Source organism: Streptomyces sp. NRRL F-525, assembly GCF_000716605.1.
GTDB lineage: Bacteria > Actinomycetota > Actinomycetes > Streptomycetales > Streptomycetaceae > Streptomyces.
In genome coordinates, this window is the sequence record NZ_JNXE01000038.1 from 99,034 (window position 1) to 123,408 (window position 24,375).

27 protein-coding genes, 1 tRNA gene and 1 pseudogene are annotated in these 24,375 nt (G+C 69.6%); 9 read left to right on the forward strand and 20 right to left on the reverse strand.

All coding sequences use genetic code 11. The features are described 5' to 3' along the window. The first annotated feature begins 8 nt into the window (after positions 1-8). The 4 genes from OO69_RS38370 (at position 9) to OO69_RS38385 (ending at position 6,332) form a co-directional block, all read left to right on the forward strand. Positions 9-1,523: a bifunctional glycosyltransferase family 2/GtrA family protein gene (locus OO69_RS38370; RefSeq protein ID WP_033285548.1), complete on the forward strand. Its 1,515-nt coding sequence runs from the start codon at positions 9-11 to the stop codon at positions 1,521-1,523. Further along, positions 1,520-3,793 carry a glycosyltransferase family 39 protein gene (locus OO69_RS38375; protein WP_033285549.1) on the forward strand — a complete coding sequence of 758 codons (2,274 nt, stop codon included), beginning with the start codon at positions 1,520-1,522 and terminating at the stop codon, positions 3,791-3,793. Before OO69_RS38370 ends, OO69_RS38375 begins: the two co-directional genes overlap by 4 nt. Positions 3,794-3,900: 107 nt before the next feature. Next, positions 3,901-5,355 (forward strand): MFS transporter, encoded by a 1,455-nt coding sequence (locus tag OO69_RS38380; protein WP_033285550.1) that lies wholly within the window; start codon positions 3,901-3,903, stop codon positions 5,353-5,355. 110 nt (positions 5,356-5,465) lie between these two features. After that, the gene (locus OO69_RS38385; protein ID WP_078652760.1) at positions 5,466-6,332 is read left to right on the forward strand and encodes a TetR/AcrR family transcriptional regulator; all 867 of its coding nucleotides are present in this window, start codon (positions 5,466-5,468) and stop codon (positions 6,330-6,332) included. Here the strand turns inward: OO69_RS38385 and OO69_RS38390 are convergent. From OO69_RS38390 to OO69_RS38405, 4 genes are all read right to left on the reverse strand, one after another. Beyond that, on the reverse strand, positions 6,268-6,735 hold the full coding sequence (locus OO69_RS38390) for a PPOX class F420-dependent oxidoreductase (RefSeq protein WP_033285551.1): 468 nt from the start codon (positions 6,733-6,735) through the stop codon (positions 6,268-6,270). The genes OO69_RS38385 and OO69_RS38390 overlap by 65 nt on opposite strands. A gap of 28 nt (positions 6,736-6,763) precedes the next feature. Then, a complete protein-coding gene (locus tag OO69_RS38395; protein ID WP_033285552.1) occupies positions 6,764-7,585 on the reverse strand; it encodes a YceI family protein in 822 nt (273 codons plus the stop codon). Between the two features lie 94 nt (positions 7,586-7,679). Next, positions 7,680-10,211 carry an MFS transporter gene (locus tag OO69_RS38400; protein ID WP_078652761.1) on the reverse strand — a complete coding sequence of 844 codons (2,532 nt, stop codon included), beginning with the start codon at positions 10,209-10,211 and terminating at the stop codon, positions 7,680-7,682. Between the two features lie 21 nt (positions 10,212-10,232). Beyond that, the gene (locus OO69_RS38405; protein WP_033285554.1) at positions 10,233-10,745 is read right to left on the reverse strand and encodes a MarR family winged helix-turn-helix transcriptional regulator; all 513 of its coding nucleotides are present in this window, start codon (positions 10,743-10,745) and stop codon (positions 10,233-10,235) included. A gap of 208 nt (positions 10,746-10,953) precedes the next feature. Between OO69_RS38405 and OO69_RS38410 the strand changes: the two genes are divergently transcribed. After that, the gene (locus OO69_RS38410) at positions 10,954-11,157 is read left to right on the forward strand and encodes a hypothetical protein (RefSeq protein WP_033285555.1); all 204 of its coding nucleotides are present in this window, start codon (positions 10,954-10,956) and stop codon (positions 11,155-11,157) included. Positions 11,158-11,179: 22 nt separating this feature from the next. On the opposite strand, the gene OO69_RS38415 is transcribed toward OO69_RS38410, so the two are convergent. The 6 genes from OO69_RS38415 to OO69_RS52650 all read right to left on the reverse strand — a co-directional run bounded on the left by OO69_RS38415 (position 11,180) and on the right by OO69_RS52650 (position 15,360). Further along, complete coding sequence (locus tag OO69_RS38415; RefSeq protein WP_033285556.1) at positions 11,180-11,623, reverse strand: GNAT family N-acetyltransferase; 444 nt, start codon at positions 11,621-11,623, stop codon at positions 11,180-11,182. A gap of 333 nt (positions 11,624-11,956) precedes the next feature. Next, positions 11,957-12,607, reverse strand: coding sequence for a hypothetical protein (locus tag OO69_RS38420; RefSeq protein WP_033285557.1), 651 nt, complete (start codon positions 12,605-12,607; stop codon positions 11,957-11,959). Positions 12,608-12,663: 56 nt separating this feature from the next. Next, a complete protein-coding gene (locus OO69_RS38425) occupies positions 12,664-13,554 on the reverse strand; it encodes an RNA polymerase sigma factor SigF (RefSeq protein WP_033285558.1) in 891 nt (296 codons plus the stop codon). Positions 13,555-13,853: 299 nt separating this feature from the next. Then, positions 13,854-14,702, reverse strand: a complete 849-nt coding sequence (locus OO69_RS38430) for an RNA polymerase sigma factor SigF (RefSeq protein WP_033285559.1) — start codon at positions 14,700-14,702, stop codon at positions 13,854-13,856. 162 nt (positions 14,703-14,864) lie between these two features. Further along, a complete protein-coding gene (locus tag OO69_RS38435; protein ID WP_033285560.1) occupies positions 14,865-15,158 on the reverse strand; it encodes a Dabb family protein in 294 nt (97 codons plus the stop codon). 25 nt (positions 15,159-15,183) lie between these two features. Continuing rightward, positions 15,184-15,360 (reverse strand): hypothetical protein, encoded by a 177-nt coding sequence (locus tag OO69_RS52650; protein ID WP_033285561.1) that lies wholly within the window; start codon positions 15,358-15,360, stop codon positions 15,184-15,186. Between the two features lie 381 nt (positions 15,361-15,741). Here OO69_RS52650 and OO69_RS38445 point away from each other — a divergent pair, with 381 nt between their 5' ends. Next, the gene (locus OO69_RS38445; protein WP_033285562.1) at positions 15,742-16,314 is read left to right on the forward strand and encodes a Uma2 family endonuclease; all 573 of its coding nucleotides are present in this window, start codon (positions 15,742-15,744) and stop codon (positions 16,312-16,314) included. 125 nt (positions 16,315-16,439) lie between these two features. Then, positions 16,440-17,027: pseudogene (locus tag OO69_RS49060) on the forward strand (site-specific integrase); the annotation flags it as partial. Between the two features lie 59 nt (positions 17,028-17,086). Here OO69_RS49060 and OO69_RS52180 read toward each other — a convergent pair. The 5 genes from OO69_RS52180 to OO69_RS38470 all read right to left on the reverse strand — a co-directional run bounded on the left by OO69_RS52180 (position 17,087) and on the right by OO69_RS38470 (position 19,521). Further along, positions 17,087-17,896 (reverse strand): DUF6082 family protein, encoded by an 810-nt coding sequence (locus tag OO69_RS52180; RefSeq protein WP_158713474.1) that lies wholly within the window; start codon positions 17,894-17,896, stop codon positions 17,087-17,089. 7 nt (positions 17,897-17,903) lie between these two features. Further along, positions 17,904-17,988: transfer RNA gene (locus tag OO69_RS38455), tRNA-Ser, on the reverse strand. A gap of 67 nt (positions 17,989-18,055) precedes the next feature. Beyond that, positions 18,056-18,487: a tRNA adenosine(34) deaminase TadA gene (tadA, locus tag OO69_RS38460; RefSeq protein ID WP_033285563.1), complete on the reverse strand. Its 432-nt coding sequence runs from the start codon at positions 18,485-18,487 to the stop codon at positions 18,056-18,058. Positions 18,488-18,543: 56 nt separating this feature from the next. Continuing rightward, positions 18,544-19,083 carry a hypothetical protein gene (locus OO69_RS38465; protein WP_033285564.1) on the reverse strand — a complete coding sequence of 180 codons (540 nt, stop codon included), beginning with the start codon at positions 19,081-19,083 and terminating at the stop codon, positions 18,544-18,546. Between the two features lie 243 nt (positions 19,084-19,326). Then, positions 19,327-19,521 (reverse strand): hypothetical protein, encoded by a 195-nt coding sequence (locus OO69_RS38470; RefSeq protein WP_033285565.1) that lies wholly within the window; start codon positions 19,519-19,521, stop codon positions 19,327-19,329. Positions 19,522-19,617: 96 nt separating this feature from the next. Here OO69_RS38470 and upp point away from each other — a divergent pair, with 96 nt between their 5' ends. After that, the gene (upp, locus tag OO69_RS38475) at positions 19,618-20,253 is read left to right on the forward strand and encodes a uracil phosphoribosyltransferase (protein WP_033285566.1); all 636 of its coding nucleotides are present in this window, start codon (positions 19,618-19,620) and stop codon (positions 20,251-20,253) included. Between the two features lie 113 nt (positions 20,254-20,366). Here upp and OO69_RS38480 read toward each other — a convergent pair whose 3' ends face one another. Both OO69_RS38480 and OO69_RS38485 read right to left on the reverse strand, forming a co-directional pair. Further along, positions 20,367-20,999 carry a LytR C-terminal domain-containing protein gene (locus OO69_RS38480; RefSeq protein ID WP_033285567.1) on the reverse strand — a complete coding sequence of 211 codons (633 nt, stop codon included), beginning with the start codon at positions 20,997-20,999 and terminating at the stop codon, positions 20,367-20,369. 124 nt (positions 21,000-21,123) lie between these two features. Beyond that, on the reverse strand, positions 21,124-21,420 hold the full coding sequence (locus OO69_RS38485) for a type II toxin-antitoxin system VapB family antitoxin (protein ID WP_003999914.1): 297 nt from the start codon (positions 21,418-21,420) through the stop codon (positions 21,124-21,126). Positions 21,421-21,525: 105 nt separating this feature from the next. On the opposite strand from OO69_RS38485, the gene OO69_RS38490 reads away from it, so the two are divergent. Continuing rightward, positions 21,526-23,034 carry a helicase HerA-like domain-containing protein gene (locus tag OO69_RS38490; protein ID WP_033285568.1) on the forward strand — a complete coding sequence of 503 codons (1,509 nt, stop codon included), beginning with the start codon at positions 21,526-21,528 and terminating at the stop codon, positions 23,032-23,034. A gap of 21 nt (positions 23,035-23,055) precedes the next feature. Here OO69_RS38490 and OO69_RS53640 read toward each other — a convergent pair whose 3' ends face one another. The 3 genes from OO69_RS53640 to OO69_RS38500 all read right to left on the reverse strand — a co-directional run bounded on the left by OO69_RS53640 (position 23,056) and on the right by OO69_RS38500 (position 24,304). Beyond that, on the reverse strand, positions 23,056-23,178 hold the full coding sequence (locus OO69_RS53640) for a hypothetical protein (RefSeq protein ID WP_267885236.1): 123 nt from the start codon (positions 23,176-23,178) through the stop codon (positions 23,056-23,058). A 52-nt stretch (positions 23,179-23,230) separates the two neighbouring features. After that, positions 23,231-23,566, reverse strand: a complete 336-nt coding sequence (locus OO69_RS38495) for a hypothetical protein (protein WP_033285569.1) — start codon at positions 23,564-23,566, stop codon at positions 23,231-23,233. Between the two features lie 78 nt (positions 23,567-23,644). Further along, positions 23,645-24,304, reverse strand: coding sequence for an HdeD family acid-resistance protein (locus OO69_RS38500; RefSeq protein ID WP_033285570.1), 660 nt, complete (start codon positions 24,302-24,304; stop codon positions 23,645-23,647). Positions 24,305-24,375: the final 71 nt, after the last annotated feature.

Genomic DNA, 24,375 nt, shown 5'->3' on the forward strand with positions numbered 1-24,375 from the left:
TCGGTTCCATGCGAACCGACACTTCTCCCGGCACCCTGCCGGCGCGGGAGCACCTCCCGGCCGGAGACGCCGGTACGCCTGTCCTGGACGTAGTGATCCCCGTCTACAACGAGGAGAAGGACCTCCAGCCATGCGTGCTCAGACTGCACGAGCACCTCAAGCGCACGTTCCCGTACGCGTTCCGCATCACCATCGCGGACAACGCGTCGATCGACACCACCCCCCAGGTGGCCGCGCGGCTGGAGTCGGAGATCCCGGAGGTCAAGTCCTTCCGGCTGGAGCAGAAGGGGCGCGGTCGAGCACTGCGCACCGTCTGGTCCGCCTCGGACGCCCCGATCCTCGCCTACATGGACGTCGACCTCTCCACCGACCTCAACGCGCTGCTCCCCCTGGTGGCGCCGCTGATCTCGGGTCACTCCGACCTGGCGATCGGATCCCGGCTGGCCCGCTCGTCGCGTGTCGTGCGTGGCGCCAAGCGCGAGTTCATCAGCCGGACCTACAACCTGATCCTGCGCGGCTCGCTGCAGGCCCGCTTCTCGGACGCCCAGTGCGGATTCAAGGCGATCCGGCGTGATGTGGCCCAGGCGCTGCTGCCGCTCGTCGAGGACACCGGCTGGTTCTTCGACACCGAGATGCTGGTGCTGGCCGAGCGTGCCGGACTCCGTATCCACGAGGTGCCGGTCGACTGGGTCGACGACCCGAACTCGACCGTCCACATCGTCAAGACGGCGACCGAGGACTTGAAGGGAGTGTGGCGCGTGGGCAAGGCCCTGGCCTCCGGTTCGCTGCCGCTCGACCGCGTCACGCGGCCCTTCGGCGACGACCCGCGCGACCGCGACATCCAGGACGTGCCCAAGGGGCTGGCCCGCCAGCTCGTCGGGTTCTGCGTGGTCGGAGGTCTCTCCACCCTCTTCTACCTGGTCCTCTACAGCCTCTTCCGGCAGTTCGGCGGCTCCCAGGTCGCCAACGCGCTCGCGCTGCTGGTCTCGGCGGTCGCCAACACCGCCGCCAACCGCCGGCTGACCTTCGGGGTCCGCGGCCGGGGCGGCGCCGTCCGCCACCAGGCGCAGGGCCTCGTCGTCTTCGCCATCGGCCTCGCGCTGACCAGTGGTTCGCTCGCCGCGCTGAACGCGGCCAGCAGCGACCCCGCGCACTCCACCGAACTCGCGGTCCTGGTGGCCGCCAACCTCGCCGCGACCGTCCTGCGCTTCCTGCTCTTCCGCGCCTGGGTCTTCCCGGACCGCGACGACAGCACCGAGGAGGAGACGGCCGCAGCCCTCAACTCCCCTTCGTCGCCGACCTATTCGACGACGCCGCAGCACCCGCAGAACCCGCAGTACCCCGGTTCGTACGCCGCCCCGCTGCCCCAGCGCCAGCCGCTGCCCCAGCAGAGCGAGTACGACACCGCCCCGCACACCACCCAGTTCCGCGCCGGTGAAGCCGCGGACGGCACCTGGAGGGACGCGACCATGCAGTTGCAGCCGGTGCGTCCCCACGACACCGATCCGAGGGACCCCCGATGACCACCGACACCGATCAGACGACCTACCCGGGAGGAGGCAGCCCCTCTTCCTGGGGGCCGACTACCGGTGACAGCGACACCGGCAGAGATACGGCCGCAGGCGAGCCGGTCGTCGTGGAGTCGCACACGCCGGCCCCCGGCGCCGGTGAGCCGAAGCAGCCGCTCGGCCGCCGGCTGTGGCGCGGCCGGCCCGAGGACCCGCGCTGGGCGCGCCCCGCGTTCTGGGGCATGCTGCTGGCGACGGCGCTGCTCTACCTCTACAACCTGAGCGCGTCCGGCTACTCCAACTCCTTCTACTCGGCGGCGGTCCAGGCCGGCAGCAAGAGCTGGAAGGCGTTCCTGTTCGGCTCGCTGGACGCGGGCAACGCGATCACCGTCGACAAGCCCTCGGCGTTCCTGTGGCCGATGGAGATCTCGGTCCGCATCTTCGGCCTCAACTCCTGGGCGATCCTGGTCCCCGAGGTCCTCATGGGCGTCGGCACGGTCGCGGTCGTCTACGCGGCGGTACGCCGTCGGCACAGCCCGCAGGCCGGTCTGATCGCGGGCGCCGTGCTGGCGCTCACCCCGGTCGCCGCGCTGATGTTCCGCTTCAACAACCCTGACGCGGCACTGGCGTTGCTCATGGCGACGGCCTGCTACCTCGTCGTCCGGGCCCTGGAGGACGGCCGCACCAAGTGGCTGGTCTGGGCCGGAGTCGCGATCGGCTTCGCGTTCCTCTCCAAGACCCTCCAGGCCTTCCTGATCCTCCCGCCGCTGGCCATCGTCTACGCGGTCTGCGCACCGGTGAGCGTGAAGAAGAGGTTCGCCCAACTGGGCCTGGCCACCGGCGCGTTGGTTGTCGCGGCCGGCTGGTGGGTGGCGCTCGTCGAGCTGTGGCCGGCGTCCTCGCGCCCCTACATCGGCGGCTCGCAGAACAACAGCTTCCTTGAACTGACCTTCGGCTACAACGGGTTCGGCCGCCTCAGCGGCGACGAGACCGGCAGCGTCGGCGGCGGAGGCGGCGGCACCGGCACCGGCATGTGGGGTGCCACCGGCTGGAACCGCATGTTCAACGACGAGATCGGCAGCCAGATCTCCTGGCTGCTGCCCACAGCGCTGATCCTCCTCGTCGCGGGCCTGGTGGCCACGCGCAAGCTGGGCCGCACGTCGGTCAGGCGCAGTTCGATGCTCGTGTGGGGCGGCTCGCTGGTCACGACCCTGGTCGTCTTCAGCTACATGGCCGGCATCTTCCACCAGTACTACACGATCGCGCTGGCCCCCTACATCGCGGCCGTGATCGGCATCGGCGCGGGTTCCCTCTGGGAGAAGCGCGGCGAGATCTGGGCGTCGATCACCCTTGCCGCGGCGGTAGTTGCCGCCGGCGTGTGGGGCTACGTCCTCCTCAACCGCACCTCCGACTACCTGCCCTGGCTGAAGTGGCTGGTCCTCCTCGGCTCCCTCGCCGGTGCGCTCGGCCTCATCTTCGTCGCGAAGATCGGCCGCCAACTCGCCCTCGCGGCAGTCGGCTTGAGCATCGTGGCGGGCCTCGCGGGCCCGGCGGCGTACACCATGTCGACGGTCAACTCGGCCCACACCGGCTCGATTCCTACGGCCGGTCCGGCCGGCGCGAGCATGATGGGCGGCGGTCCGGGTGGCGGCGGCGGTCGCGGCGGCTTCGGCGGCGGCAACCGCACCGGCGGCACGGGCACCATGCCCGGCCAGCAGGGCGGCGGCACCACCCAGAACCAGGGCGGCGGCTTCCCCGGCGGCGGCACGGGCACGATGCCCGGCGGTGGCACGGGCACAGCTCCTGGCGGCGGCACCGGCACCACCCCCGGTGGCGGCGGCACCACGCAGAACCAGGGCGGAGGCTTCGGCGGCCAGATGGGCGGCGACGGCGGCATGGGCGGCGGCGGTGGCGTCGGCGGCCTGCTGAACGGCGCGACGGTCACCTCGGCGGCCAAGAAGCTCCTCCAGACGGACGCGAGCAAGTACACCTGGGTCGCCGCGTCCATCGGCTCCCAGAACGCCGCGAGCTACCAACTCGCCACCGGAGACCCGGTGATGGCGATCGGCGGCTTCAACGGCACCGACCCGTCGCCGACGCTGGCCCAGTTCAAGAAGTACGTGGCGGACGGCAAGATCCACTACTTCATCTCGGGCGGCACGGGCATGGGCGGCAGCAGCACGGGCAGCTCCTCGCAGATCTCCTCGTGGGTCGAGAAGAACTACAAGAAGGTGACGGTCGGTTCGGCCACCTTCTACGACCTGACCCAGAAGACGAGCAGCTGACACCCGGCTGACGGTTCTCCACTGAGCAGGGGCGGTGACCACACGGTCGCCGCCCCTGCTCATATCTCCGTTGTACGCCGTATGGGAACTGTTCTACGGTGTACAGCATGTCGACCTCCTACCCGAAGCGCTGGATCGTCCTCGGCGTCATCTGCCTCGCCCAGCTCACCGTGCTGCTCGACAACACCGTCCTGAACGTCGCGATCCCCTCGCTCACCCGCGAACTGGGCGCCGGTACCGCCGACATCCAGTGGATGATCAACGCGTACTCGCTGGTGCAGTCGGGGTTGCTCCTGACGGCGGGCAGCGCGGCCGACCGTTACGGCCGCAAGAAGATGCTGATCGCGGGACTGGTGCTGTTCGGCGTGGGTTCGCTGGTCGCCGGACTCGCCCAGTCCACAGGCCAGTTGATCGCCGCGAGGGCCGGCATGGGCGTGGGCGGGGCGCTGCTCATCACGACCACCCTCGCCGTGGTGATGCAGATCTTCAGCCCCGAGGAACAGCCGCGGGCCATCGGCATCTGGGCCGCGGTCAACGCGCTCGGTTTCGCGACGGGCCCGCTCCTCGGCGGCTTCATGCTGAACCACTTCTGGTGGGGCGCGATCTTCCTGATCAACATCCCGGTCGCGGCACTGGCGTTGGCAGCGGCGGTCGTCCTCGTCCCCGAGTCGAAGAACCCACGCGGCGACCGCCCCGACCTCCTCGGCGCCCTGCTCTCCACCATCGGCATGGCCGCGCTGGTCTACGCGATCATCTCCGGGCCCGCGCACGGGTGGACGTCGGGCCGGGTGCTGTTGATCGCGGCGGTGGCTGTTGCCGTCCTCGCCGCCTTCGCGTACTGGGAGAACCGCGTCCCGTACCCGATGCTCGACCTGGACTTCTTCCGCGACCGCCGCTTCACGGGCGCGGTGACGGGCGTCGTCCTGATCACCTTCGGCATGGCCGGCTCCCTCTTCCTCCTCACCCAGCACCTCCAATTCGTCCTCGGCTACGGCCCGTTGGAGGCGGGTGTCCGTACGGCGCCGCTCGCGCTGGTGATCGTCGCGCTCAACTTCTCGGGGCTGGCGGCGAGGTGGACGAAGCGGCTGGGGATGCCGGTTTCCATCGGGCTGGGCATGGTGTTGATGTCGGCGGGGCTGGTGTCGATCGCGTCGCTCGCGTCCGGCGGGTATGCGGGGACCTTGGTGGGGCTGGTGTTGATCGGGGCGGGGGCGGCGATCGCCAATCCGGCGATGGCTCACGCGATCATGAGTGCGATTCCGCCGGAGAAGGCGGGGGTCGGGGCGGGGGTCAACGGCACGTTGGGGGAGTTCGGGAACGGGTTGGGGGTCGCGGTGTTGGGGGCGGTGCTGAGTTCTCGGTTCGCGGCGGTGTCCCTGCCGGTCGGGTTGGCGGCGGCGTCCTCGGCGGAGGAGCGGCAGAAGGTGACGGATTCCTTCTCTGCCGGGCTGGAGGTCAGTCAATTGGTGGGGGCGGTCGCTGTTTTGGCCGGGGGGTTGCTTGCCGCGGCGTTGTTGTGGCGGGCGGAGCGGGCAGACTCGGGGGTGGTGGTCGCCCAGTAGCTCGGGTGGCGGGGCGCGTTGGCGGCTGCGGGCGCGTTGTGGCTGGTCGCGCAGTTCCCCGCGCCCCTGATTACAGTGATCCGGGATCTGGATCTTGAGGAAGGTGCGTCATGGCCAAGACATCGCCGTCGTCGGGGCGTTCCGCGCGCACCAGTGTCTGGCTCGAGACGAAGACGCGCCGGAGCGGGCGCGGCGGCGGGGGACAACCGGGCCTCGATCGCACCCGCATCACCGAGGTAACCGTGCGGCTGCTGGACGCCGAAGGCCTGGCCAAGTTTTCCATGCGGCGGCTCGCGGCCGAGCTGAACGTGACCGCGATGTCCGTCTACTGGTACGTGGACTCCAAGGACGACCTCCTCGAACTCGCCCTGGATGCCGTCTTCGGCGAGTTGCGGCTGCCCGACGCGGGGGCCGAGGGCGAGGACTGGCGGGACCAACTCCGCGCCCTGGCAACGGAGTACAGGGTCCTGCTGGTCCGACACCCCTGGCTGTCGCCGCTCGTCGGCACCTTCCTCAACATCGGCCCGAACTACCTCGCGTTCTCCCGCGTCGTCCAGCGCGTGGTCCGGCGCACCGGGCTGCCGGACCACGGGCTGACGGGGGCGATCGTGTCGGTCTTCCAGTTCGTGTACGGCTACGGCACGATCGAGGGCCACTTCTTCGCCCAGGTCGCCGACACCGGCATGACCCCCGACGACTACTTCCGCCAGGCCATGACCACGGTGACCGAGGCCCCGACGGCCGCCGAGGTCCTGGAGGAGTCCAGGCAACTCATGGCGGCCCGGGGCGGCGACACGGTCGAGGAGATGATGGACCGGGACTTCACCTTCGCCCTGGACCTGCTGGTGGCGGGCATCGAGGCGATGGTGAAGCGGGACGGCGCACCACCTCAGCCCCCGACGACCCGCACGCTCAGCTCTCGGCCAGCCGCGCCGGGAAGCCCCCCGTCGCCACCGGACCCCACCGCTCCGGAGTGACCCGCACGATCGACTTCCCCTGCTTCACCATCGCCGCCCGGTACTCGTCCCAGTCCGGATGCTCCCCGGAGATGTTCCGGAAGTACTCGACGAGGGGTTCCACGGACTCCGGCGAGTCGATGACCTCGGCCGTGCCGTCGATCTGGACCCACGGCCCGTTCCACTCGTCGCTCAGGATGATCAGGCTGACCCGCGGATCCCGCTTCGCGTTGCGGGTCTTGGCGCGCTCGGGGTAGGTCGAGACGACGATCCGCCCCGAGTCGTCGACCCCGCAGGTCAGCGGCGAACCCTGCGGGCTGCCGTCCGCCCGCCGGGTCAGCAGGATCGCCCGGTGCCGGGGCCGTACGAAGTCCAGCAGCTCGTCCAGGGACACGGAGGTGTTGCTCGCGATGTTCGAAGCCATACGGCCAGCCTAGGCGCAGCTCACCCCGTCACGCCTGCGGCAGCGACTCCCCCTGCACCGCCTGGACGTCCAGCTCCACCCTGAGCGTCGTACCGATCGCCGCGATCCCCGCCTGGACGACCTGGTTGTAGTTCATCGCGAAGTCCTCGCGGTGGAGTTCCGTGGTCGCCCGGAACGCCGCCCGTGTGCCGCCCCAGGGGTCGGCTCCGGTGCCGAGGTAGGCGAGGTCGAGGTCGACCGGTCGTACGACACCGTGGAGGGTCAGCTCGCCGGAGACCGTCCAGCGGTCCGAACCGGCCGGGGTCAGACCCGTCGAGGAGTAGGTGATCTCCGGGAAGCGGGCCACGTCCAGGAAGTCCGCCGAGCGCAGGTGCTCGTCGCGCATGCCGTTGCCGGTGTCGATGGACGCGGCCGAAATGACCGCCTCCACCCGGGACTTGGCGATGTCGTCCGGCGCGATCTCGACCGTGGCGGCGAAGTCGGTGAAACGGCCCCGCACGCTGGAGATGCCCAGGTGCTGCGCGACCGCGCCGACCGTGGAGTGCGCGGGGTCGACCGTCCACGGCCCGGGCGGCGGCAGCTCCGTACCGCCCTGCCGCGCCAGCGTCACCGTGCCGACCTCGGCCCGCCCGCTCGCGGTGACGATCGCGGTGGCGGCGGCGGGCGCGTACCCGACGGCCGTCACGATCACGGTGTACGGCCCCGGCGCCATCGGATTCGGATCCCGTACGACCCCCTCCGCGTCCGCCTCGGCCCGCAGCACCTGCGCCCCGGTCATGTCGGTCACCGTGACGACCGCGTGCGACACGGCCCATCCGTCGCGGGTACGGATCTTCGCGGTCAGTCCCATGTCCCTCTAACTCCTTGCCGTACAGCCCTACAAAGGGGTCCGGCCCGCGCAACGCGCCTCCGCTCGGGACGCGTTGCGCGGGCCGGGGTGTCAACTACTCGCCGGGGTGGGCGAGTTCGATGTCGTGGCCGTCGGCTCCGCGGCCGTTCACCGTGAGGGCGGTCGCGACCGGCGGGTAGCCCGTCGCGATCACCGTGTACTCGCCGCCGCTCAGGTCGGTGAAGGCGTACGCCCCGTCCGAACCGGTCGTGGCGGTGCCGACCACGTTGCCCGCCGCGTCCACGAGGGTCACGCGGGCGTCGGCCAGCGGGCCGTGCGGGGCGCGGACGACGCCCTGGACCTGGGCGCCGGAGTCGAGGTCGATCTCGACCCGGGTGACCCCGGTGCCGCCGACCTCGACGGGCAGCGCGCGCGGCCGGTACCCGGCGGCGTTCACCGCGACGGTCACGGCCCCCGGCACCAGCTCGGCGAACGCGAACTCGCCCTGCTCACCGGTGATTCCGCTGGAGAGGAGGTCGCCGCGCACGTCCGTCACGATGACCATCGCGTCCTTGACGGGCAGCCCCGTCTCGGCCGCCCGCACGAGCCCGTTCAGGCCGCTGGTACCGCTCAACAGCACGTCGTACGACACCGGTTCGGCGCCGTTGACGACGACCGTGGACGCCTGCGGCTGGAAGCCGTCGGCGGAGGCGATCAGGACGTACGAGCCGACGCTCGGCGCGGCCAGCGCGTAGGAGCCGTCCGCCTGCGTGACCGAGCGGCCCAACTGGCGTCCCGCGAGGGAGATCAGGGTGACGGCGGACTGCGGGACGGGCGCGCTCTCGGCGCCCCGGACGAAGCCGCGGACCGGAATCCCAGCGGACACGGGATCTGACATGGGGTCGGATGCGGTCACGGGTGCGGTCTCCTCCCCCACCACCGTTGACACGGCGGCGAGTTGCTCGGTTCCTTCAGTGGCCCAGCTGGGCGTCTTCTGCTCGGCGGGTTCGGGGAACTCGGCCGCGTCCAGCACGCCCACGGCCTCCTCGGCGGCCTGTGCCAGCCCGCCGGAGGTCCGCAGCGGGACCTCCTTGATGAACATCACGACGATGAAGGCGATCAGCGCGAAGGGGGCCGCGTAGAGGAAGACGTCGGCGATTCCGTGGCCGTAGGCGCTCTCCAGCCAGGTGCGGACCGTGCTCGGCAGGGCGTCCATGTCGGGGAGCGCGCTGCTGCCGACGGCCTTGGCGGCGGCGGCCTGCGACTGCGGGTCCAGGGAGGCGACGGTGTCCTTGGCGTAGTGCGTGATCCGGCCGGACATGACCGAACCGAGCACGCCGACGCCGACCGCGCCACCGAGCGAGCGGAAGAAGCTCACCGTGGAGGAGGCGGCGCCGAGGTCCTTCGGGGTGACCTGGTTCTGCGTGGAGAGGACCAGGTTCTGCATCATCGTGCCGACGCCGATGCCCAACATGGCCATGTAGATGGACAGTTCCCAGTACGGGGTGTCGTAGCGCATCAGGCCGAGCAGGCCGAGGCCCGCGGTGAGGAAGAGACCGCCGGCGACCAGCCAGCCCTTCCAGCGGCCGGTCTTGGTGATGAAGCGGCCGGACACCATCGACGCGACGAACAGCCCGCCGATCATCGGGATCGTCATGACCCCGGACATCGTCGGCGACTTGTCGCGGGCCAGCTGGAAGTACTGGGAGAAGAAGACCGTGCCCGAGTACATGCCGACACCGACGAACAGCGAGGCCAGCGAGGCGAGCGAGACGGTGCGGTTGCGGAACAGGCGCAGCGGGATGATCGGCTCGCTCGCCCGCGTCTCGGTGAACACGAACAGCAGCGCCAGCACCAGGGTGCCGCCCACCATCGTGTACGTCTGCCACGACAGCCAGTCGTACTTGTCGTCGGCGAAGGTCACCCAGACCAGCAGCAGCGAGGCGGCCGCGGTGATGAAGAAGGCGCCGGTCCAGTCGACCTTGACCTTCCGCTTGGCGACCGGGAGGTTCAGCGTCTTCTGCAGGACGATCAGCGCGATCAGCGCGAAGGGGATCCCGACGAAGAGGCAGTAGCGCCAGCCGAGCCACGAGGTGTCGGTGATCACGCCGCCGAGCAGCGGACCGCCGACGGTCGCGACCGCGAAGGTGGCACCGGTGTAGCCGGAGTACCGGCCGCGCTCGCGCGGGGCGATCATCGCGGCCATCACGACCTGGACGAGGGCGGAGAGACCGCCGGCGCCGAGGCCCTGGATGACACGGGCGCCGATCAGCATCGCCGGGTTCTGCGCGAGGCCGGCGACGACCGAGCCGATGATGTAGATGACCAGGGATATCTGGACCAGGGCCTTCTTGCTGACCAGGTCGGCCATCTTGCCCCACAGCGGCACCGAGGCCGTCATGGAGAGCAGGGCAGCGGTGACGACCCAGGTGTAGGCCTCCTGGCCGCCGCCCAGACTGCCGATGATGGTCGGCAGGGCGTTGGTGACGATCGTCGACGAGATGATCGCGGCGAACAGGCCGAGCAGCAGCCCGGAGAGCGCCTCCATGATCTGCCGGTGTGTCATCGGAGCGCCGTCGGGGGCCGCGGGGGAGGCCCCTCCGTGCTTGGCGTGAGCCCGCACACCGGCTGGTGTGGTCGTTGCCATGGGCTTCCTTTTCTTCCGTGCTTATGCGGGTGTACGGGTGGTGTGTTCGAGTTCGTGGTGGGGGGAGTGGGGGGTGTCGGCGGCTACCGGAGGAGGCGCGGCGGTACGGCAGTCGCCGAAGCTCGCCCGCAGCCGGGCCATCAGCTGGATCAGCTGCCCGACCTCCTCGTCGTTCCAGTCGCTCAGCCGGTCGGCGAGCAACTGCGCGGTCCGCCGGGAGAGTTCGTCCACCTGGGCCCGGCCGCGGGGGGTGAGGCGCAGGATGCGGGAGCGCTTGTCGGCGGGGTCGGGGGACCGTTCGATCCAGCCCCGGTCGACGACGTGCGCGACATGGCGGCTGGTCACGGACATGTCGACGGAGAGCAGCTCCGCGAGCTTGCTCATCCGCATGTCGCCGTACCGGTCGAGCAGGGTCAGCACGGCCGCGGAGCCGCCGGGACAGTCGGACGGCATGATCCGCCCCAACTCCCTGCGTACGGCACCGAAGGCACTGAACTGACGCATCAGCTCCTCGTACTGCGTCCGCTCGGCCATCACACCTCCCCTGCTCGTTCCATGTTCGTTGCTTGGGGCAACCATAAGAGACTAAGAGAGGTTGGTTGCTACAGGCAAATAAAACGGGCGAGTGTGGCATAAAAAGTTGGCAAAGGCAAGCATTGTGGTAGGTAAATCCGCAGGTGGGAATGGACGTCCGAGGCCCCGCACTTGGGTGTCACCCGGGGATTCGCTAGTGTCTCGGCCCATGGCAAACACCCAGGGCCCCGAGGGCAACTACGACCCCGCCGGCAGCACCCAGATGTTCCGTGCCTTCGTCGACGAGACCCCACAGGGCGGCCGGCCCCAGGCCGCGCCCACCGCCTCGGCCGGACCCCGCGTCGGCCTGATCGTCGGCGTCGTCGTCGCCGTGCTGGTCGTGGCGGCGGTGGCCTACCTGGCCTTCATGTAACCGCTTCGCTCGACGTGGGGGTCTACCGGTCCGGTTCCATGGGGAACCGGTAGACCGTCGACTCCCGGACCCGGAAGCCGAGTCGTTCGTACAGCCGGTTCGCCGCGGCGCGGTCCGGCCGCGAGGTCAGATCGACGGTCCGCGCCCCGGCCTCCCGGGCGATCCCCAGCGCCTGCTCGATGAGCAGCGCGGCGATCCCCCGCCCCCGGGCGGCGCTGTCGACGACGACGTCCTCGACGCGCCCGCGCAGCCCCGACGGCACGGGAGACATCACCAGCGTGAGAGTGCCGACGATCGCGCCCTCGACGCGCGCGACCAGCACGGTGTTCGTCGCGCACGAGACCATCCGCTCGACGGCGGCCCGGTCGAGGGTCTCGGCCGTGGCGGACAACTGAGGCAGCAACCGCCCGAACGCGTCCACGAGTTCACCGGTCGCCTCGCGCGCGATCTCCACCTGAACGTCCATGCCGCGGAGCCTATCGACCGCGCTGCCGCCAGGTGACCGGGACATCCCGCGTCTCGATGGGCGCCCCGGCGTCACCGTGCCCTCGGCTCGCGCGACCAGTACGGTGTTCGTCGCGCACGAGATGCTCCGCTGTAGGAGCCGCGATCTGACGTCAGTCCGCTGCGGCGCCGTCGTGGCTGGTCGCGCAGTTCCCCGCGCCCCTTTGGGGCGCCCGTGCCACCTAGGCCGTGTCCGCAAAGTCCCGCCTGCCCCGCGACGCCCGGCACGCCGAGAGCACGCACCGGACGCCGCGGGGCCCGCCCTTCGGGCGCGACGGGACTTCGTGGACACGGCCTAGTGCCACTCCACCGACACGTCCCGCGTCTCGATGTGCATCCCCAACGGCACGCGCCAGGCGTCGACGCACACGGTCCAGGTGTGGTCCTCGCGCGCGTGGGCCGGGATCGGCACGGGAAGCCGCTCGGTCGACCCGATCGTCGCCCAGTCGATCCCCAGGGCCCCGATGATGTGCGTCCCGAACGCCACGGTGCCCGAACGCACCGCCGTACCCCCGGAGTTGCGGAAGCTCAGGGTGACGTCCTCGCACCAGCGGTGGTCGGTGGCCTTGCGTGCGGGGTCGCCCCAGGTGAGGGCCGCGGGGGTGGCGGGAGCCGTCGTAGGAACGGCAGTCGGGGTCGGGGACGGCGAAGGCGCGCTGCTACGGCCGGACTTGGCGCCCGTGGGTGGAGAGGGAGCCGGGGCGGGTGCTGAAGTCGCCTCGCCGGGCGGTGACTTGCTGCCCTCGGGTGGCGTCGGGGTGTCCAGCGGCACCAGTGTGACGCTTCCGGTCGGGCGGGCCGCCGTGGCGGAGGGTGGGCGGGGTGGGCCGATCGCCACGTAGCCGTCGCCGGTGTCTCCGCACGCGGTCAGTGTCGCGCAGAGGACGGCCGCCGACGCGCCCAACAGGGCGCCTCGGCGGCCGGCTGTCCATGTCGAACGGGGCATCGCGCCATGGTGGCTGACACTCCGTCAAATAGGAACCCTCGGGACCCTCTTGGGGGTCAGTCCGAGATCAGGCCCTCGCGGAGGGTCGAGAGGGTGCGCGTGAGGAGCCGGGAGACGTGCATCTGGGAGATGCCGACCTCCTCGCCGATCTGCGACTGGGTCATGTTGGCGAAGAAGCGCAGCATGATGATCCGGCGCTCGCGGGGCGGGAGTTTGGCGAGCAGCGGCTTGAGCGACTCGCGGTACTCCACGCCTTCCAGGGCCGTGTCCTCGTAGCCGAGGCGGTCCGCCAGCGAGCCCTCGCCGCCGTCGTCCTCGGGGGCCGGGGAGTCGAGCGAGGAGGCCGTGTACGCGTTGCCCACCGCGAGGCCGTCGACGACGTCCTCCTCGGACACGCCCAGGACCACGGCGAGTTCCGGGACGGTGGGCGACCGGTCCAGCTTCTGGGAGAGCTCGTCGCTGGCCTTCGTGAGGGCCAGCCGCAGCTCCTGAAGGCGACGCGGGACACGCACCGACCACGAGGTGTCGCGGAAGAAGCGCTTGATCTCGCCCACGACCGTCGGCATCGCGAACGTCGGGAACTCCACCCCGCGTTCGCAGTCGAAGCGGTCGATCGCCTTGATCAGGCCGATCGTGCCGACCTGGACGATGTCCTCCATCGGCTCGTTGCGGGAGCGGAAACGCGCGGCGGCGTAACGCACCAGCGGGAGGTTGAGCTCGATGAGGGTGTCCCTGACGTAACCGCGCTCGGGGCTGTTCTCGTCGAGTGCGGCGAGCCGCAGGAAGAGGGAGCGGGACAGGGTGCGGGTGTCGATGGCTCCCGTGGTCGGGAGGGCCGGGGCCGGTACGGCGGGTACGGCCTCGAGGACCGTAACGGCGTCGAGTGCGGGCTCAGCGTCGCTCTTGGTGAGCGTGAGCACCTTCGAGCTGCCCTGGTCTGCGGACATGCCACCCCCTTTGGGTCGCGGGACGGTCGCGGCGATCGCCCCCGTCTGGGGAGCGGTGCCTTCACCTGAATACCGGAGCCGGGGCCACGGCAAACGCGCTTCCCGCAGAATGTCACATGTCGGCAACACGCTGTAGTGACATGTCGACATGTCTGTCACGAATCAGCCCTGGAAACAGGGGGTCTGACGGCTTTTCAGCACAGAACTGTCGGGAAAGGGCCCCATGAGCGATTCGTTCGTACCGGTGACAGTTCGCTCGGGCTTTCGAGTGATCCCCGATGTGGCTTTCTGTGCGGCCGCTATGCCTCGATGCGGTTCGCGGAGCGCAGCCGCTGGAAGCTGCGCGCGAGGAGCCGGGAGACGTGCATCTGGGAGACGCCGAGCTCGGCGCTGATCTGCGACTGGGTGAGGTTGCTGTAGTAGCGCAGCAGCAGGATCCGCTGTTCCCGCTCGGGGAGTTGGACGAGGAGGTGGCGGACGAGGTCGCGGTGTTCCACGCCGTCCAGGGCCGGGTCCTCGTAGCCGAGCCGGTCGAGCAGGCCGGGCAGTCCGTCGCCCTCCTGGGCGGCCTCCAGGGAGGTCGCGTGGTACGACCGTCCGGCCTCGATGCAGGACAGCACCTCGTCCTCGCCGATGCGCAGCCGCTCGGCGATCTCGCCGGTGGTCGGGGTGCGCCCGAAGGCGGTCGTCAGGTCCTCGGTCGCCGCGTTCACCTGGACCCACAACTCGTGGAGCCGGCGCGGGACATGGACCGTACGGACGTTGTCGCGGAAGTACCGCTTGATCTCGCCGATGACGGTCGGCATCGCGAACGTCGGGAACTGCACGCCCCGGTCCGGGTCGAAGCGGTCGATGGCGTTGATCAGACCGATGGTGCCGACCTGGACGACGTCCTCCATCGGCTCGTTGCGGGAGCGGAAGCGGGCGGCGGCGTAGCGCACGAGCGGGAGGTTCGCCTCGATGAGCGCCCCGCGCACGCGGTTGTGCTCCGGCGTGCCCGGCTGGAGCCCCTTGAGCTGGCCGAAGAGCACCTGCGTGAGGGCCCGGGTGTCCGCGCCGCGGCTGCGCGGCGGAGCGGCCGCCACCGGGGGCTGGGCGGGCGCCTCGTCCTGGGGCGGCGCTGTACTGGCCGACACGGTCAACGCCACACCTCTTCAATAGGTCAACTCATCCGTCAAAAGCGGTCATAGCATCACAAGACATGTGCACTGTGTGCAAGCACCGCCTAATACCGTGTTATGCCGTGTTGAGCAACAAAAGCCCCTTGCCGTGACGGCAAGGGGCTCTGCAAAAGGCTGTTGGGGGTGGGCTCAGAACTCGTAGTCGGCGACGATCCACGTCGCGAACTCGCGCCACAGCGCGACACCGGCCTGGTGCGCGGGGTGTTCGATGTACCGCTTCAGGGCGTCGGGGTCGTCGACCGCCGAGTTGATCGCGAAGTCGTAGGCGATGGGGCGGTCGCTGATGTTCCAGCCCAGCTCCCAGAAGCGCAGTTCCTCGACCAGGTCGCCGAGCGGGCGGAAGGCCTCGACGCCGGCCACGACGCGCGGGTCGTCGCGCTCGACATCCTCGTCGAGCTTGAAGAGGACGAGGTGGCGGATCATCTGCGCGCTCCTGATGGGTAGTCGGCTACTTCGCCCCGTCGGCCAGCCAGGTCATGAAGTCGCCGATGGCCTTCGCGGCGTCCGATATGCCCTCGAAGCCTATCTGGACGTAGTCGGCCGCCTTGGACGGGTCCGTGATGATCACGTACAGCGCGAAGACCACGAGCAAGTAGACGACGATCTTCTTGGCGTTAACCGCCATCGCGGCCTCCCCTGTGACTCCGTGCCCGTGGGCCCCCTGTTGCCGGCGGTGAGTGTAACCTTCACGGCCCCTTTTTGGATCAATCAGGGATCAACCAGAGATCAACCAGGGACCCAACGGCCCGCAGGTGAAGGGCTGTTGGGTCCCGTCGCGCAATCCTGACCGAGCCGGCTTCAGCCGAGGGACTGTCCTTGATCACCGGGGTCGAGGCCGGAGACGCCCTGACGCGCTGCGTGTCCGGGGGCTCCCGCCCGTGACGAGGCACTACATGCCGCTCGCCGAGGAGGGGTGTCAACTACGCTGAGGTCAGGTACATGGCCCGTGTCCGTGATCCGGGATCAAGGCCCCTGATCGCTTCTTACGCAGCGCTTGGAGGAAGCTGTGACCGCCGAACTCCCCGACTGGATGATCCCGCCCAGGCCCAGCGGCTGGGAAGCCGATGACCTCGATCACCTCCCCCAGGCACCGCGGCACACCGAACTGATCGACGGAGCCCTGATCTTCATGATGTCGCCGCAGCGGTCCTGGCACTCCCGGCTCGTGGAGAACATGACGTTCGCGCTGCGTCAGGCGGCTCCCGCGGGGTTCGAGGTCGAGCGGGAGATGACCGTCCGCCTCGACAAGAAGAGTCGTCCCGAGCCCGACATCCTGGTCACCACCGCTGCGTATGAACCCGACCGCACCTGGTACGCACCCGACGACGTCACTCTCGTCATCGAAGTCGTCTCGGAGGAATCAGCCGACCGGGACCGATCCCTGAAGCCCTTCAAGTACGCCCAGGCCAAGATCGCCCACTTCTGGCGCATCGAGGACGAGGGCGGAGCGCCCGCCGTCCACACCTACGAACTCGATCTCATGACCAGTACCTACGTGCCCACCGGCATCCACCGAAACCGCCTGAAGATCTCCACCCCGTTCGACCTCGACATGAGCCTCACCGGCCTCGTGCCCTGACGGGGAACACTGGAGGCGAGCCGGGCAATGAGCCAGGCCGGACCAGTCATCTGGCGGCGGGCCGATACGGGTGCCGTCGGCAGGCTTCAGGAACGGTCAGTCTGAGTTTCGGGTACCGCAGGCCCCGTCGGAACTCCGCACGCCGAGCCGTGGTGCTCGCCCTCGGACTTCGCCAGGGCGAGGTGCTCGGACTCAAGTGGTCGGACGTGGACCTTGAACGCGGGGTGCTCATGGCCCGGCGGAGCCCTCGTTGGCCGCGCTACACCCGCGGCTGCGGTGACCCCTGCGGGAGGAAGCCGGGTTACTGCCCTCAGCGTCAGCGGACCAACCCGGAGACCGCCGATACCAAGTCCCGCGCGGGACTGCGGGCGGTCGGACTGCCCGCACAACTCGTCGACCTGTTGCGGACCCACCGGACCAAGCAGGGGGTCTAACGCGCGGCGGCGGGGGACGCCTGGATGGATGAGGGCTGGCTCTTCGCGGCGCAGACCGGTCGGGGCACGTCGCCCCGTACGGACTACGACGACTGGAAGGAGTTGCTTGACCACGCGAAGGTGCGGGACGGTCGCCTCCACGACGCTCGCCATACCGCCGCCACGGCCATGGCTGCGCGGTATCAGCACATGGTCGACTCAGTCCGGAGTGACGTCGCCAGACAGGTCGACGGGCTCATCTGGAAGCCCGACGGCGCAGTCGACGGGGGCAGTACCTGATCCTGAGGTTGTGTCGGTGCCTTCGGGCAAGGGTGCGCTGACCGCAGGCACCGACGCTACTAAGAGGTGAAGTAGGTACTGGAAGGGAGTGGAGGACCTGAGGCGACGGCCTCCGCATAGGCCCTATCCATCACGGAGACGAATTGACGAAGCCGCGGCTTCTCGAGAGCTTCGGCGTACTCACGCCAGCTCACGCCGGCGTTCTCCCAATGCTTTCGGGCTATCTCGCCTCGGAAGTGTGCCTGACAGACCACACGTAGCACGGCGTCGTTGGATCGCTTCAGGACGTAGTCCGTAGACCAGTTGTTCACGATCAGGTTCGTGAACGTGATCTGTTTGGCTTCCAGTGCTGTCACAGGGATCCGGGGCGGTTCCCAGGAAACCATCAGGTCAGGGTCTTCGACCGACATGATCACAAGCTGCCGGTGAGAAGCACGTTGTGCTTCCGCATACGTGATGGCTGTTTGACGGGATTGATGGGCCAGCGACAGCGCCACTCCTATGAGGGCAGCTATGGACAGCGGGGTGCCGTAAGTCTGGCTGATGTCGCTCAGCCTTCCCCAGTTCGTCCCCTCAGGCGCCAGTGCTCCGAGTAGCTGCGGCGCAGCGACGACTGCGGCGCCCCCCGCTAGGACTCCCGCAATCCACTTGAGGATGCTGCGATCTACTGTGAACGACCGGGCCACGGTTCCCCTCTCTGGTTCCACTCGTTTGGTCAGGCAGTGCATACCCGCCGCGACCGACATGTGTGCGACGTGTTTGACCTGAAGCCAGTCACTTTCGATCAGCGACTGCTGCTGAAGCCAACTGAGACGGAAACTGAGACGGAAGCCGATGAGGCGCCCGGTCCAACGGACCGGGCGCCTCATCTACCTGCGGTAGCGGAGGGATTTGAACCCTCGGTGACTTGCGCCACACTCGCTTTCGAGGCGAGCTCCTTCGGCCGCTCGGACACGCTACCGAGAGAGACCTTACAACAAGGTGGGGCGTGGTTTGAAATCGGTAATCGAGCACCGGCATTGATCCCGCTACCGGTCCCGGAAGAACTCCGTGAGCAGTCGCGCGCACTCGTCCGCGAGGACGCCCTCGATGACCTCGGGGCGGTGGTTGAGGCGCCGGTCGCGGACGACGTCGAAGAGGGAGCCGGCCGCGCCCGCCTTCTCGTCGCGGGCGCCGTAGACGACCCGGTCCACCCGGGACTGCACCAGCGCGCCCGCGCACATCGTGCAGGGTTCGAGGGTGACGACGAGTGTGCAGCCCGAGAGCCGCCACTCACCCAGGTGAGCGGCGGCCCGTCTGATCGCGAGGACCTCGGCGTGCGCCGTCGGATCGCCGGTGGCCTCGCGTTCGTTGTGCCCGGTGGCGAGCACGGTCGTACCGTCCGGGGACAGCACGACCGCGCCGACCGGGACGTCTCCGCCCCGGGCGGCCGCTCCGGCCTCGTCCAGGGCGAGCCGCATCGCGGCCCGCCAGCGGTCGCGTACCGGGTCCCGAGGCCCTTCTGTGCGTGCTGTGGTCAGCGGACGGTCTCCAGGACCTCCGAGGCCCCCAGGGCCTCGGCGATGGAGCTCAGCGCGTCGTCCGCGTCCAGAAGACGCAGCTCCTTCTCGCCGACTCCCAGGTCGTCCAGGATCTGGCTGTCACCGACCGGGCTGTGCGGAACGGCCTCGGCCGAGGAGGTGCCGTCCTCGTCGTCGTCCTCCTCCTCGGTGTCACCGTCCTCGGTGCCGTCGAGGTCGAGGGAGTCCAGATCGACGACGTCGTCGTCGTCCGGATCCCGTCCGAGCAGCTCGTCGGTGAGCAGGATCTCGCCGTACGAGCTGCGGGCTGCGGCAGCTGCGTCCGAGACGTAGATCCGAGGGTCGTCCTCGCCGTCGATGCGGACGACGCCGAACCAGGCGTCCTCCTGCTCGATGAGCACCAGCACCGTGTCGTCCTCGGGCGAGGCTTCACGGGCCAGTTCGGCCAGATCCGACAGGCTCTCGACATCGTCGAGCTCTGTGTCGCTCGCTTCCCACCCGTCTTCGGTGCGCGCGAGCAGTGCGGCGAAGTACACCGTGACTCTCCCACTGGTCATAGGTGTGCCGGTTGGGGGTCCCCCCGGCTGAGGCTGCGGGCGGGGAGAGCTCGTGCTCCGAGCCCCACCCACTCGGAATCGTGGCAGAAACAAGGCGTTCAGGGGACGTCTTCGGCTCCCTGTGTCCGCCCGTTTTGATCGACCACCAGCGGGATCGTACGCGGCGATCGCCGTACACACGCACCCGGTTGGCCTTACAAAGTGCTGTGAGACAGGTCTCGACTACCAGCGGAACGTGCGCATACGCATGGCGTGGCGCAGCCGCGCGGTCTTGGCGCGGCGGGGCTGGACCCGGTCGCGCAGCTCGCGCGCCTCGGTCAGCTCGCGCAGGAACTGGGCCCGGCGCCGCCTGCGCTCGGCCTCGGTCTCGCTGCTGTTCCGCTGTGACGGTTCCTCGTGGGACTCACGGTCAGGCATCGGTTCACCACCCCGTTCCGTCCCTCCCACTTTCCCCCGGACGGGCGGTTTGATGCCAGCGCGAGCAGGGACGCGGCGGCGGCTACTGTTGTGGACATGCGTCTCCACGTCGTCGACCACCCCCTGGTCGCCCACAAGCTCACCACGCTGCGCGACCGGCGCACCGACTCCGCGACCTTCCGCCGCCTCGCCGACGAGCTGGTCACCCTGCTCGCCTACGAGGCCACGCGCGACGTGCGCACCGAACAGGTCGACATCGTCACGCCGGTCTCCCCGACCACCGGCGTCAAGCTGTCCTACCCGCGCCCCCTGGTCGTGCCGATCCTGCGGGCGGGCCTCGGCATGCTGGACGGCATGGTCCGCCTGCTGCCCTCCGCCGAGGTGGGCTTCATGGGCATGGTGCGCAACGAGGAGACCCTCCAGGCCTCCACGTACGCCACGCGCATGCCGGAGGACCTCTCCGGCCGCCAGGTGTACGTCCTGGACCCGATGCTGGCCACCGGCGGCACCCTGGTCGCGGCGATCCGCGAGCTGATCAAGCGCGGCGCCGACGACGTGACGGCCGTGGTCCTGCTCGCCGCCCCCGAGGGCGTCGAGGTCATGGAGCGCGAACTCGCGGGCACCCCGGTGACGGTCGTGACGGCCTCGGTCGACGAGCGCCTGAACGAGCACGGCTACATCGTCCCGGGCCTGGGCGACGCGGGCGACCGCCTGTACGGCGCGGCGGAGTAGGACGCGGTCAACACCCGATTCCCGTACGGCTCTTACCTGCCGTACGGGATTTTCGTACGCCCTTCCTACGGTCGTTCTCCTACGGCTGTTCTGCTACGGCCGTTCCCGTACGCCTACGAGCAGCTCTTCGGTGAAGCGCTGGCCGTCGGCTCGGGTCCGGCGAGCGCGGCCAGGGCCTTGTCGGCGGCCGCCTTCGCCGTGAGGTTCTTGAAGGCGGTGCCGATGACGAGGTCGACCGCGGTGCCCTTGCGGGTGGCCTCGGTACGGCGCTCGGCGCCGGTGAGCTGGGTGGCGAGGACGGGCAGCGAGGTGTCGAGGGCGGAGGCGGGGCCGAGCAGGACGCCGGTGCCCTTGACCTTCTTGTCCCACTGCGCGGACGCGTTGCCCACGTCACCGATCTTGAAGCCGCGCTTCTTGAGTTCGTCGGCGGTCGACTTGGCGAGGCCGCTGCGGGGGGTGGCGTTGTAGACGTTCACGGTGATCTGGGCGGGCTTCGGAACAGCGGAGTCCGTGGTTGCGCCCGTACTCGCCGAGGGGCTCGCCTTGGTCGCGCAGGCGGCCTTGGGACCGGCCGCCGCGGCCTGCTTGCCGCCACCGGTGAAGACGTCGATGAGCTGCAACGTGCCCCACCCGCCCACACCCAGTACGGCGACGGACGCGACCACCATGAGGACGAGCCTCCCGCGGCGCCGCGGACGGCGCATACGCGGGTATTTGTCCCCCGTGATCCGGTACTGGCCGCCCATGCCTGGGGGAGTCAGCATGCTCATGAGCGCAGCGTAGTGCGCCCGGGCGACGATGCCTACTAGATGATCATTCGACAGCGCCGAGACCAACCCGAAAGGGTCAACGCACTAGTGGACCGGCGTCTCAGTCGAGCTCGAGCACGCGCGCGTGGAGCACCTGGCGCTGCTGCAGCGCGGCGCGGACCGCGCGGTGCAGGCCGTCCTCCAGGTACAGGTCGCCCTGCCACTTCACGACGTGCGCGAAGAGGTCGCCGTAGAAGGTCGAGTCCTCGGCGAGGAGCGTTTCCAGGTCGAGCTGGCCCTTGGTCGTCACGAGTTGATCGAGGCGGACCGGGCGCGGCGCGACATCCGCCCACTGCCGGGTGCTTTCCCGGCCGTGGTCGGGGTACGGCCGGCCGTTTCCGATGCGCTTGAAGATCACACGGAAAGCCTACCGGTCATGACGTTCCGGGCGCAGCCATGGAGACGGAGTGCGACGCTGGAAAAGATGCCGTAAAGCCGGGCAAAACGGGAACAGAGGTCTGATATGAGTGACAGCGAGACGATCGCCGCCGGGTACGCCTTCACAGGACCTGCACTCGACCTGGGGGCCCTGTTGTGGGACGGCGCCTGTCTGCCCGACGCGCAGATCCGCATCCCTCTCCCGATGCTCAACCGCCACGGCCTCGTCGCCGGCGCCACCGGCACCGGCAAGACCAAGACCCTCCAGCTCATCGCCGAGCAGCTCTCGGCGCAGGGCGTGCCGGTGTTCCTCGCGGATGTGAAGGGCGATGTGTCAGGCATCTCGGCGCCCGGCGTCACGAACGACAAGGTCGCGGGCCGGGCGGCGGAAGTGAAGCAGCAGTGGACGGCGACCGGCTTCCCGGCGGAGTTCTACGCCCTCTGCGGCATCGGCCACGGCATCCCGGTGCGGGCCACGATCACGGACTTCGGCCCGGTGCTGCTGTCGAAGGTCCTGCAGCTCAACCAGACCCAGGAGCAGTCCCTCGGCCTGATCTTCCACTACGCCGACACCAAGGGCCTGGAGCTGATCGACCTCAAGGACCTGCGCGCGGTCGTCACCTTCCTGACCTCGGACGAGGGCAAGCCGGAACTGAAGAACATCGGCGGCCTCTCCACCGCCACGGCCGGCGTGATCCTGCGCTCCCTCACCGCCTTCGAGGCACAGGGCATGGCCGACTTCTTCGGTGAGCCCGACTTCGACACGAGCGAGCTGCTGCGCACGGCGTCGGACGGCCGGGGCATGGTCTCCGTCCTCGAACTCCCGGCGGTCCAGGACAAACCGCAGCTCTTCTCGACCTTCCTGATGTGGATGCTGGCCGACCTCTTCCACGACCTCCCGGAGGTCGGCGACGCCGACAAACCGAAGCTCGTCTTCTTCTTCGACGAGGCGCATCTGCTCTTCAACGACGCCTCCAAAGCCTTCCTGGACTCCATCACGCAGACCGTCCGCCTCATTCGCTCGAAAGGGGTCGGCGTCTTCTTCGTCACGCAGACCCCGAAGGACGTACCCGGCGACGTCCTCGCCCAACTCGGCAACCGCGTCCAGCACGCGCTCCGCGCCTTCACCCCCGACGACCAGAAGGCGCTGAAGGCCACGGTGAAGACCTTCCCGAACTCCTCCTACGACCTGGAGGAGATCCTCACGGGCCTCGGCACAGGCGAAGCGGTCGTCACGGTCCTGAGCGAGAACGGCGCCCCGACCCCCGTCGCCGTCACCCGCCTCCGCGCCCCCGAGTCCCTGATGGGCCCGATCGACGCGGCGACCCTCGACGCGGCGGTCAAGTCCTCGTCCCTCTACGGCCGTTACGCACAGGCTGTGGACCGGGAGTCGGCGTACGAGAAGCTCACGGCGGAGGCGCCGAAGCCCAAGGAAGCTGCGAAGGCGGCCTCCAAGCCGGCGAAGGAGGACGAGTCGATGGTCCAACAGGTCGTCGGCAGCGGGATGTTCAAGTCCCTGGCACGTTCTGTCGGCACCCAGATCGGCCGCGAGATCACCCGCTCCCTCTTCGGCACGGCCCGGCGGAAGCGCTAGCCCCCGCCGGGCCGTACTGGCTCAGCGCCCCTGTTCCTCCGGGGGCCGCTGCGGCTCGGGCCGGCGGACTTCCGGCTTGGGCGCGTTGCGGACGGCCTCCGCGCGCAGCAGGGCGCGCAGGACCGCGTACGGGTCGATGGGCATGGCTGTGTTCCTAGCGTCGTGGTGACGGTTGACCTGGGGGGAGGTCGGTCCGTCAGCAGCGCAGGACCACGGTGCGCAGGGCGCGGAGGGTGTACGGCGGGGAGGGCGGCGCGGGGAAGGATCGCACCCGGGAGGCCCGGGACGCCGGTGCGGGCGCGGGCCGCAGGGGTGCGGCGGGTCGGTGGACGGTGAGGGAGACGGGCCGTAGGGCAGCGGCCGTATCGAGGACGTCGTACTCGACGGTCGTCTCTACGGACGCCACCGCGACGGGCATCGCGCGCATCTCGGCGTGCGTGCCGGGCACCAGCAGGGCGAGCAGCAGCACGAGGCCCCGCAGCCAGGCGCGGCTGCGGGGGAGGTTGTGTGCGGGGCGCACCCTCGTGCTCATGGAAGGTCATCTCCCAGCGGCCGTACGGCGTTCATCGCGGCGGGCGCGTAAACCGCCCGCACGGCCTACCAACGAGGCTCACAGGGCCTGGGGCACCTTCTTGGCGTGGCTTCTCATCCGGATCGCGGTGACGATCTCGACGACGCCGACCGCGACCAGCCAGATGCCGCAGACGAGGGTGAGGACGGCGACCGAGCGGAACGGGGAGTCGATCAGCACGATGCCGGCGATGAAGGTGACGATCCCGAGGAAGATCTGCCAGCCGCGGGCGGGCATCGTCTGGTCGTGGATGGCGGCCAGGGTCTGCGTGATGCCCCGGATCAGCCAGCCGATGCCGATCCACAGGGCGAGCAGCAGGATCGACTGCATCGGCCCGCGGAAACAGAACAGGCCCAGCACGATCGACAGCGCGCCGCTGATGAACGCGAGGACGCGCAGCGAGGTCGCCCGGTGTGTGCCGAAGGCGGCGACCAGCTGGAAGATGCCGCTGACCAGCAGGTAGAGGCCGAAGAGGATGCCGGCCGCGAAGAGGGACGCGCCGGGCCACACGAGGACCAGCACGCCGAGGATGAGGGACGCGACGCCGGTGAGCAGGACCACCTGCCACGCGGCTTTGGACAGGGCGAAGAGGGGCCCTTCGAATTCCGGCTCGTCTTGCGGGGGCCGCGGGTCGCGTGGCGCGTGGGCGCGGCGGTCGTCGTACTCCGGGCCCCAGGGGCCGCTCGGTGCCTCGGTCATGGTCCATGTTTTGACCGGGGGCCTACGGGGCGCCACCGGGGCGGGCCACCTGGCTGACGGGGTGGTCGGGC

What these genes read in the sequence shown, in the direction of transcription:
- OO69_RS38410 (WP_033285555.1), top strand. Translation starts at nt 10,954, where the DNA reads ATGGCAAACACCCAGGGCCCCGAGGGCAACTACGACCCCGCCGGCAGC.
- OO69_RS38490 (WP_033285568.1), top strand. Translation starts at nt 21,526, where the DNA reads ATGAGTGACAGCGAGACGATCGCCGCCGGGTACGCCTTCACAGGACCT.
- OO69_RS38390 (WP_033285551.1), bottom strand. Translation starts at nt 6,735, where the DNA reads ATGGCTTCGAACATCGCGAGCAACACCTCCGTGTCCCTGGACGAGCTG.
- OO69_RS52180 (WP_158713474.1), bottom strand. Translation starts at nt 17,896, where the DNA reads ATGAGGCGCCCGGTCCGTTGGACCGGGCGCCTCATCGGCTTCCGTCTC.
- OO69_RS38395 (WP_033285552.1), bottom strand. Translation starts at nt 7,585, where the DNA reads ATGGGACTGACCGCGAAGATCCGTACCCGCGACGGATGGGCCGTGTCG.
- OO69_RS38415 (WP_033285556.1), bottom strand. Translation starts at nt 11,623, where the DNA reads ATGGACGTTCAGGTGGAGATCGCGCGCGAGGCGACCGGTGAACTCGTG.
- OO69_RS38375 (WP_033285549.1), top strand. Translation starts at nt 1,520, where the DNA reads ATGACCACCGACACCGATCAGACGACCTACCCGGGAGGAGGCAGCCCC.
- OO69_RS38435 (WP_033285560.1), bottom strand. Translation starts at nt 15,158, where the DNA reads ATGATCCGCCACCTCGTCCTCTTCAAGCTCGACGAGGATGTCGAGCGC.
- OO69_RS38480 (WP_033285567.1), bottom strand. Translation starts at nt 20,999, where the DNA reads ATGGGCGGCCAGTACCGGATCACGGGGGACAAATACCCGCGTATGCGC.
- OO69_RS38405 (WP_033285554.1), bottom strand. Translation starts at nt 10,745, where the DNA reads ATGGCCGAGCGGACGCAGTACGAGGAGCTGATGCGTCAGTTCAGTGCC.
- OO69_RS53640 (WP_267885236.1), bottom strand. Translation starts at nt 23,178, where the DNA reads ATGCCCATCGACCCGTACGCGGTCCTGCGCGCCCTGCTGCGCGCGGAG.
- OO69_RS38425 (WP_033285558.1), bottom strand. Translation starts at nt 13,554, where the DNA reads ATGTCCGCAGACCAGGGCAGCTCGAAGGTGCTCACGCTCACCAAGAGC.
- OO69_RS38370 (WP_033285548.1), top strand. Translation starts at nt 9, where the DNA reads ATGCGAACCGACACTTCTCCCGGCACCCTGCCGGCGCGGGAGCACCTC.
- OO69_RS38500 (WP_033285570.1), bottom strand. Translation starts at nt 24,304, where the DNA reads ATGACCGAGGCACCGAGCGGCCCCTGGGGCCCGGAGTACGACGACCGC.
- OO69_RS38385 (WP_078652760.1), top strand. Translation starts at nt 5,466, where the DNA reads ATGGCCAAGACATCGCCGTCGTCGGGGCGTTCCGCGCGCACCAGTGTC.
- OO69_RS38380 (WP_033285550.1), top strand. Translation starts at nt 3,901, where the DNA reads ATGTCGACCTCCTACCCGAAGCGCTGGATCGTCCTCGGCGTCATCTGC.
- OO69_RS38495 (WP_033285569.1), bottom strand. Translation starts at nt 23,566, where the DNA reads ATGAGCACGAGGGTGCGCCCCGCACACAACCTCCCCCGCAGCCGCGCC.
- OO69_RS38470 (WP_033285565.1), bottom strand. Translation starts at nt 19,521, where the DNA reads ATGCCTGACCGTGAGTCCCACGAGGAACCGTCACAGCGGAACAGCAGC.
- upp (WP_033285566.1), top strand. Translation starts at nt 19,618, where the DNA reads ATGCGTCTCCACGTCGTCGACCACCCCCTGGTCGCCCACAAGCTCACC.
- OO69_RS38400 (WP_078652761.1), bottom strand. Translation starts at nt 10,211, where the DNA reads ATGGCAACGACCACACCAGCCGGTGTGCGGGCTCACGCCAAGCACGGA.
- OO69_RS38420 (WP_033285557.1), bottom strand. Translation starts at nt 12,607, where the DNA reads ATGCCCCGTTCGACATGGACAGCCGGCCGCCGAGGCGCCCTGTTGGGC.
- tadA (WP_033285563.1), bottom strand. Translation starts at nt 18,487, where the DNA reads ATGCGGCTCGCCCTGGACGAGGCCGGAGCGGCCGCCCGGGGCGGAGAC.
- OO69_RS52650 (WP_033285561.1), bottom strand. Translation starts at nt 15,360, where the DNA reads ATGGCGGTTAACGCCAAGAAGATCGTCGTCTACTTGCTCGTGGTCTTC.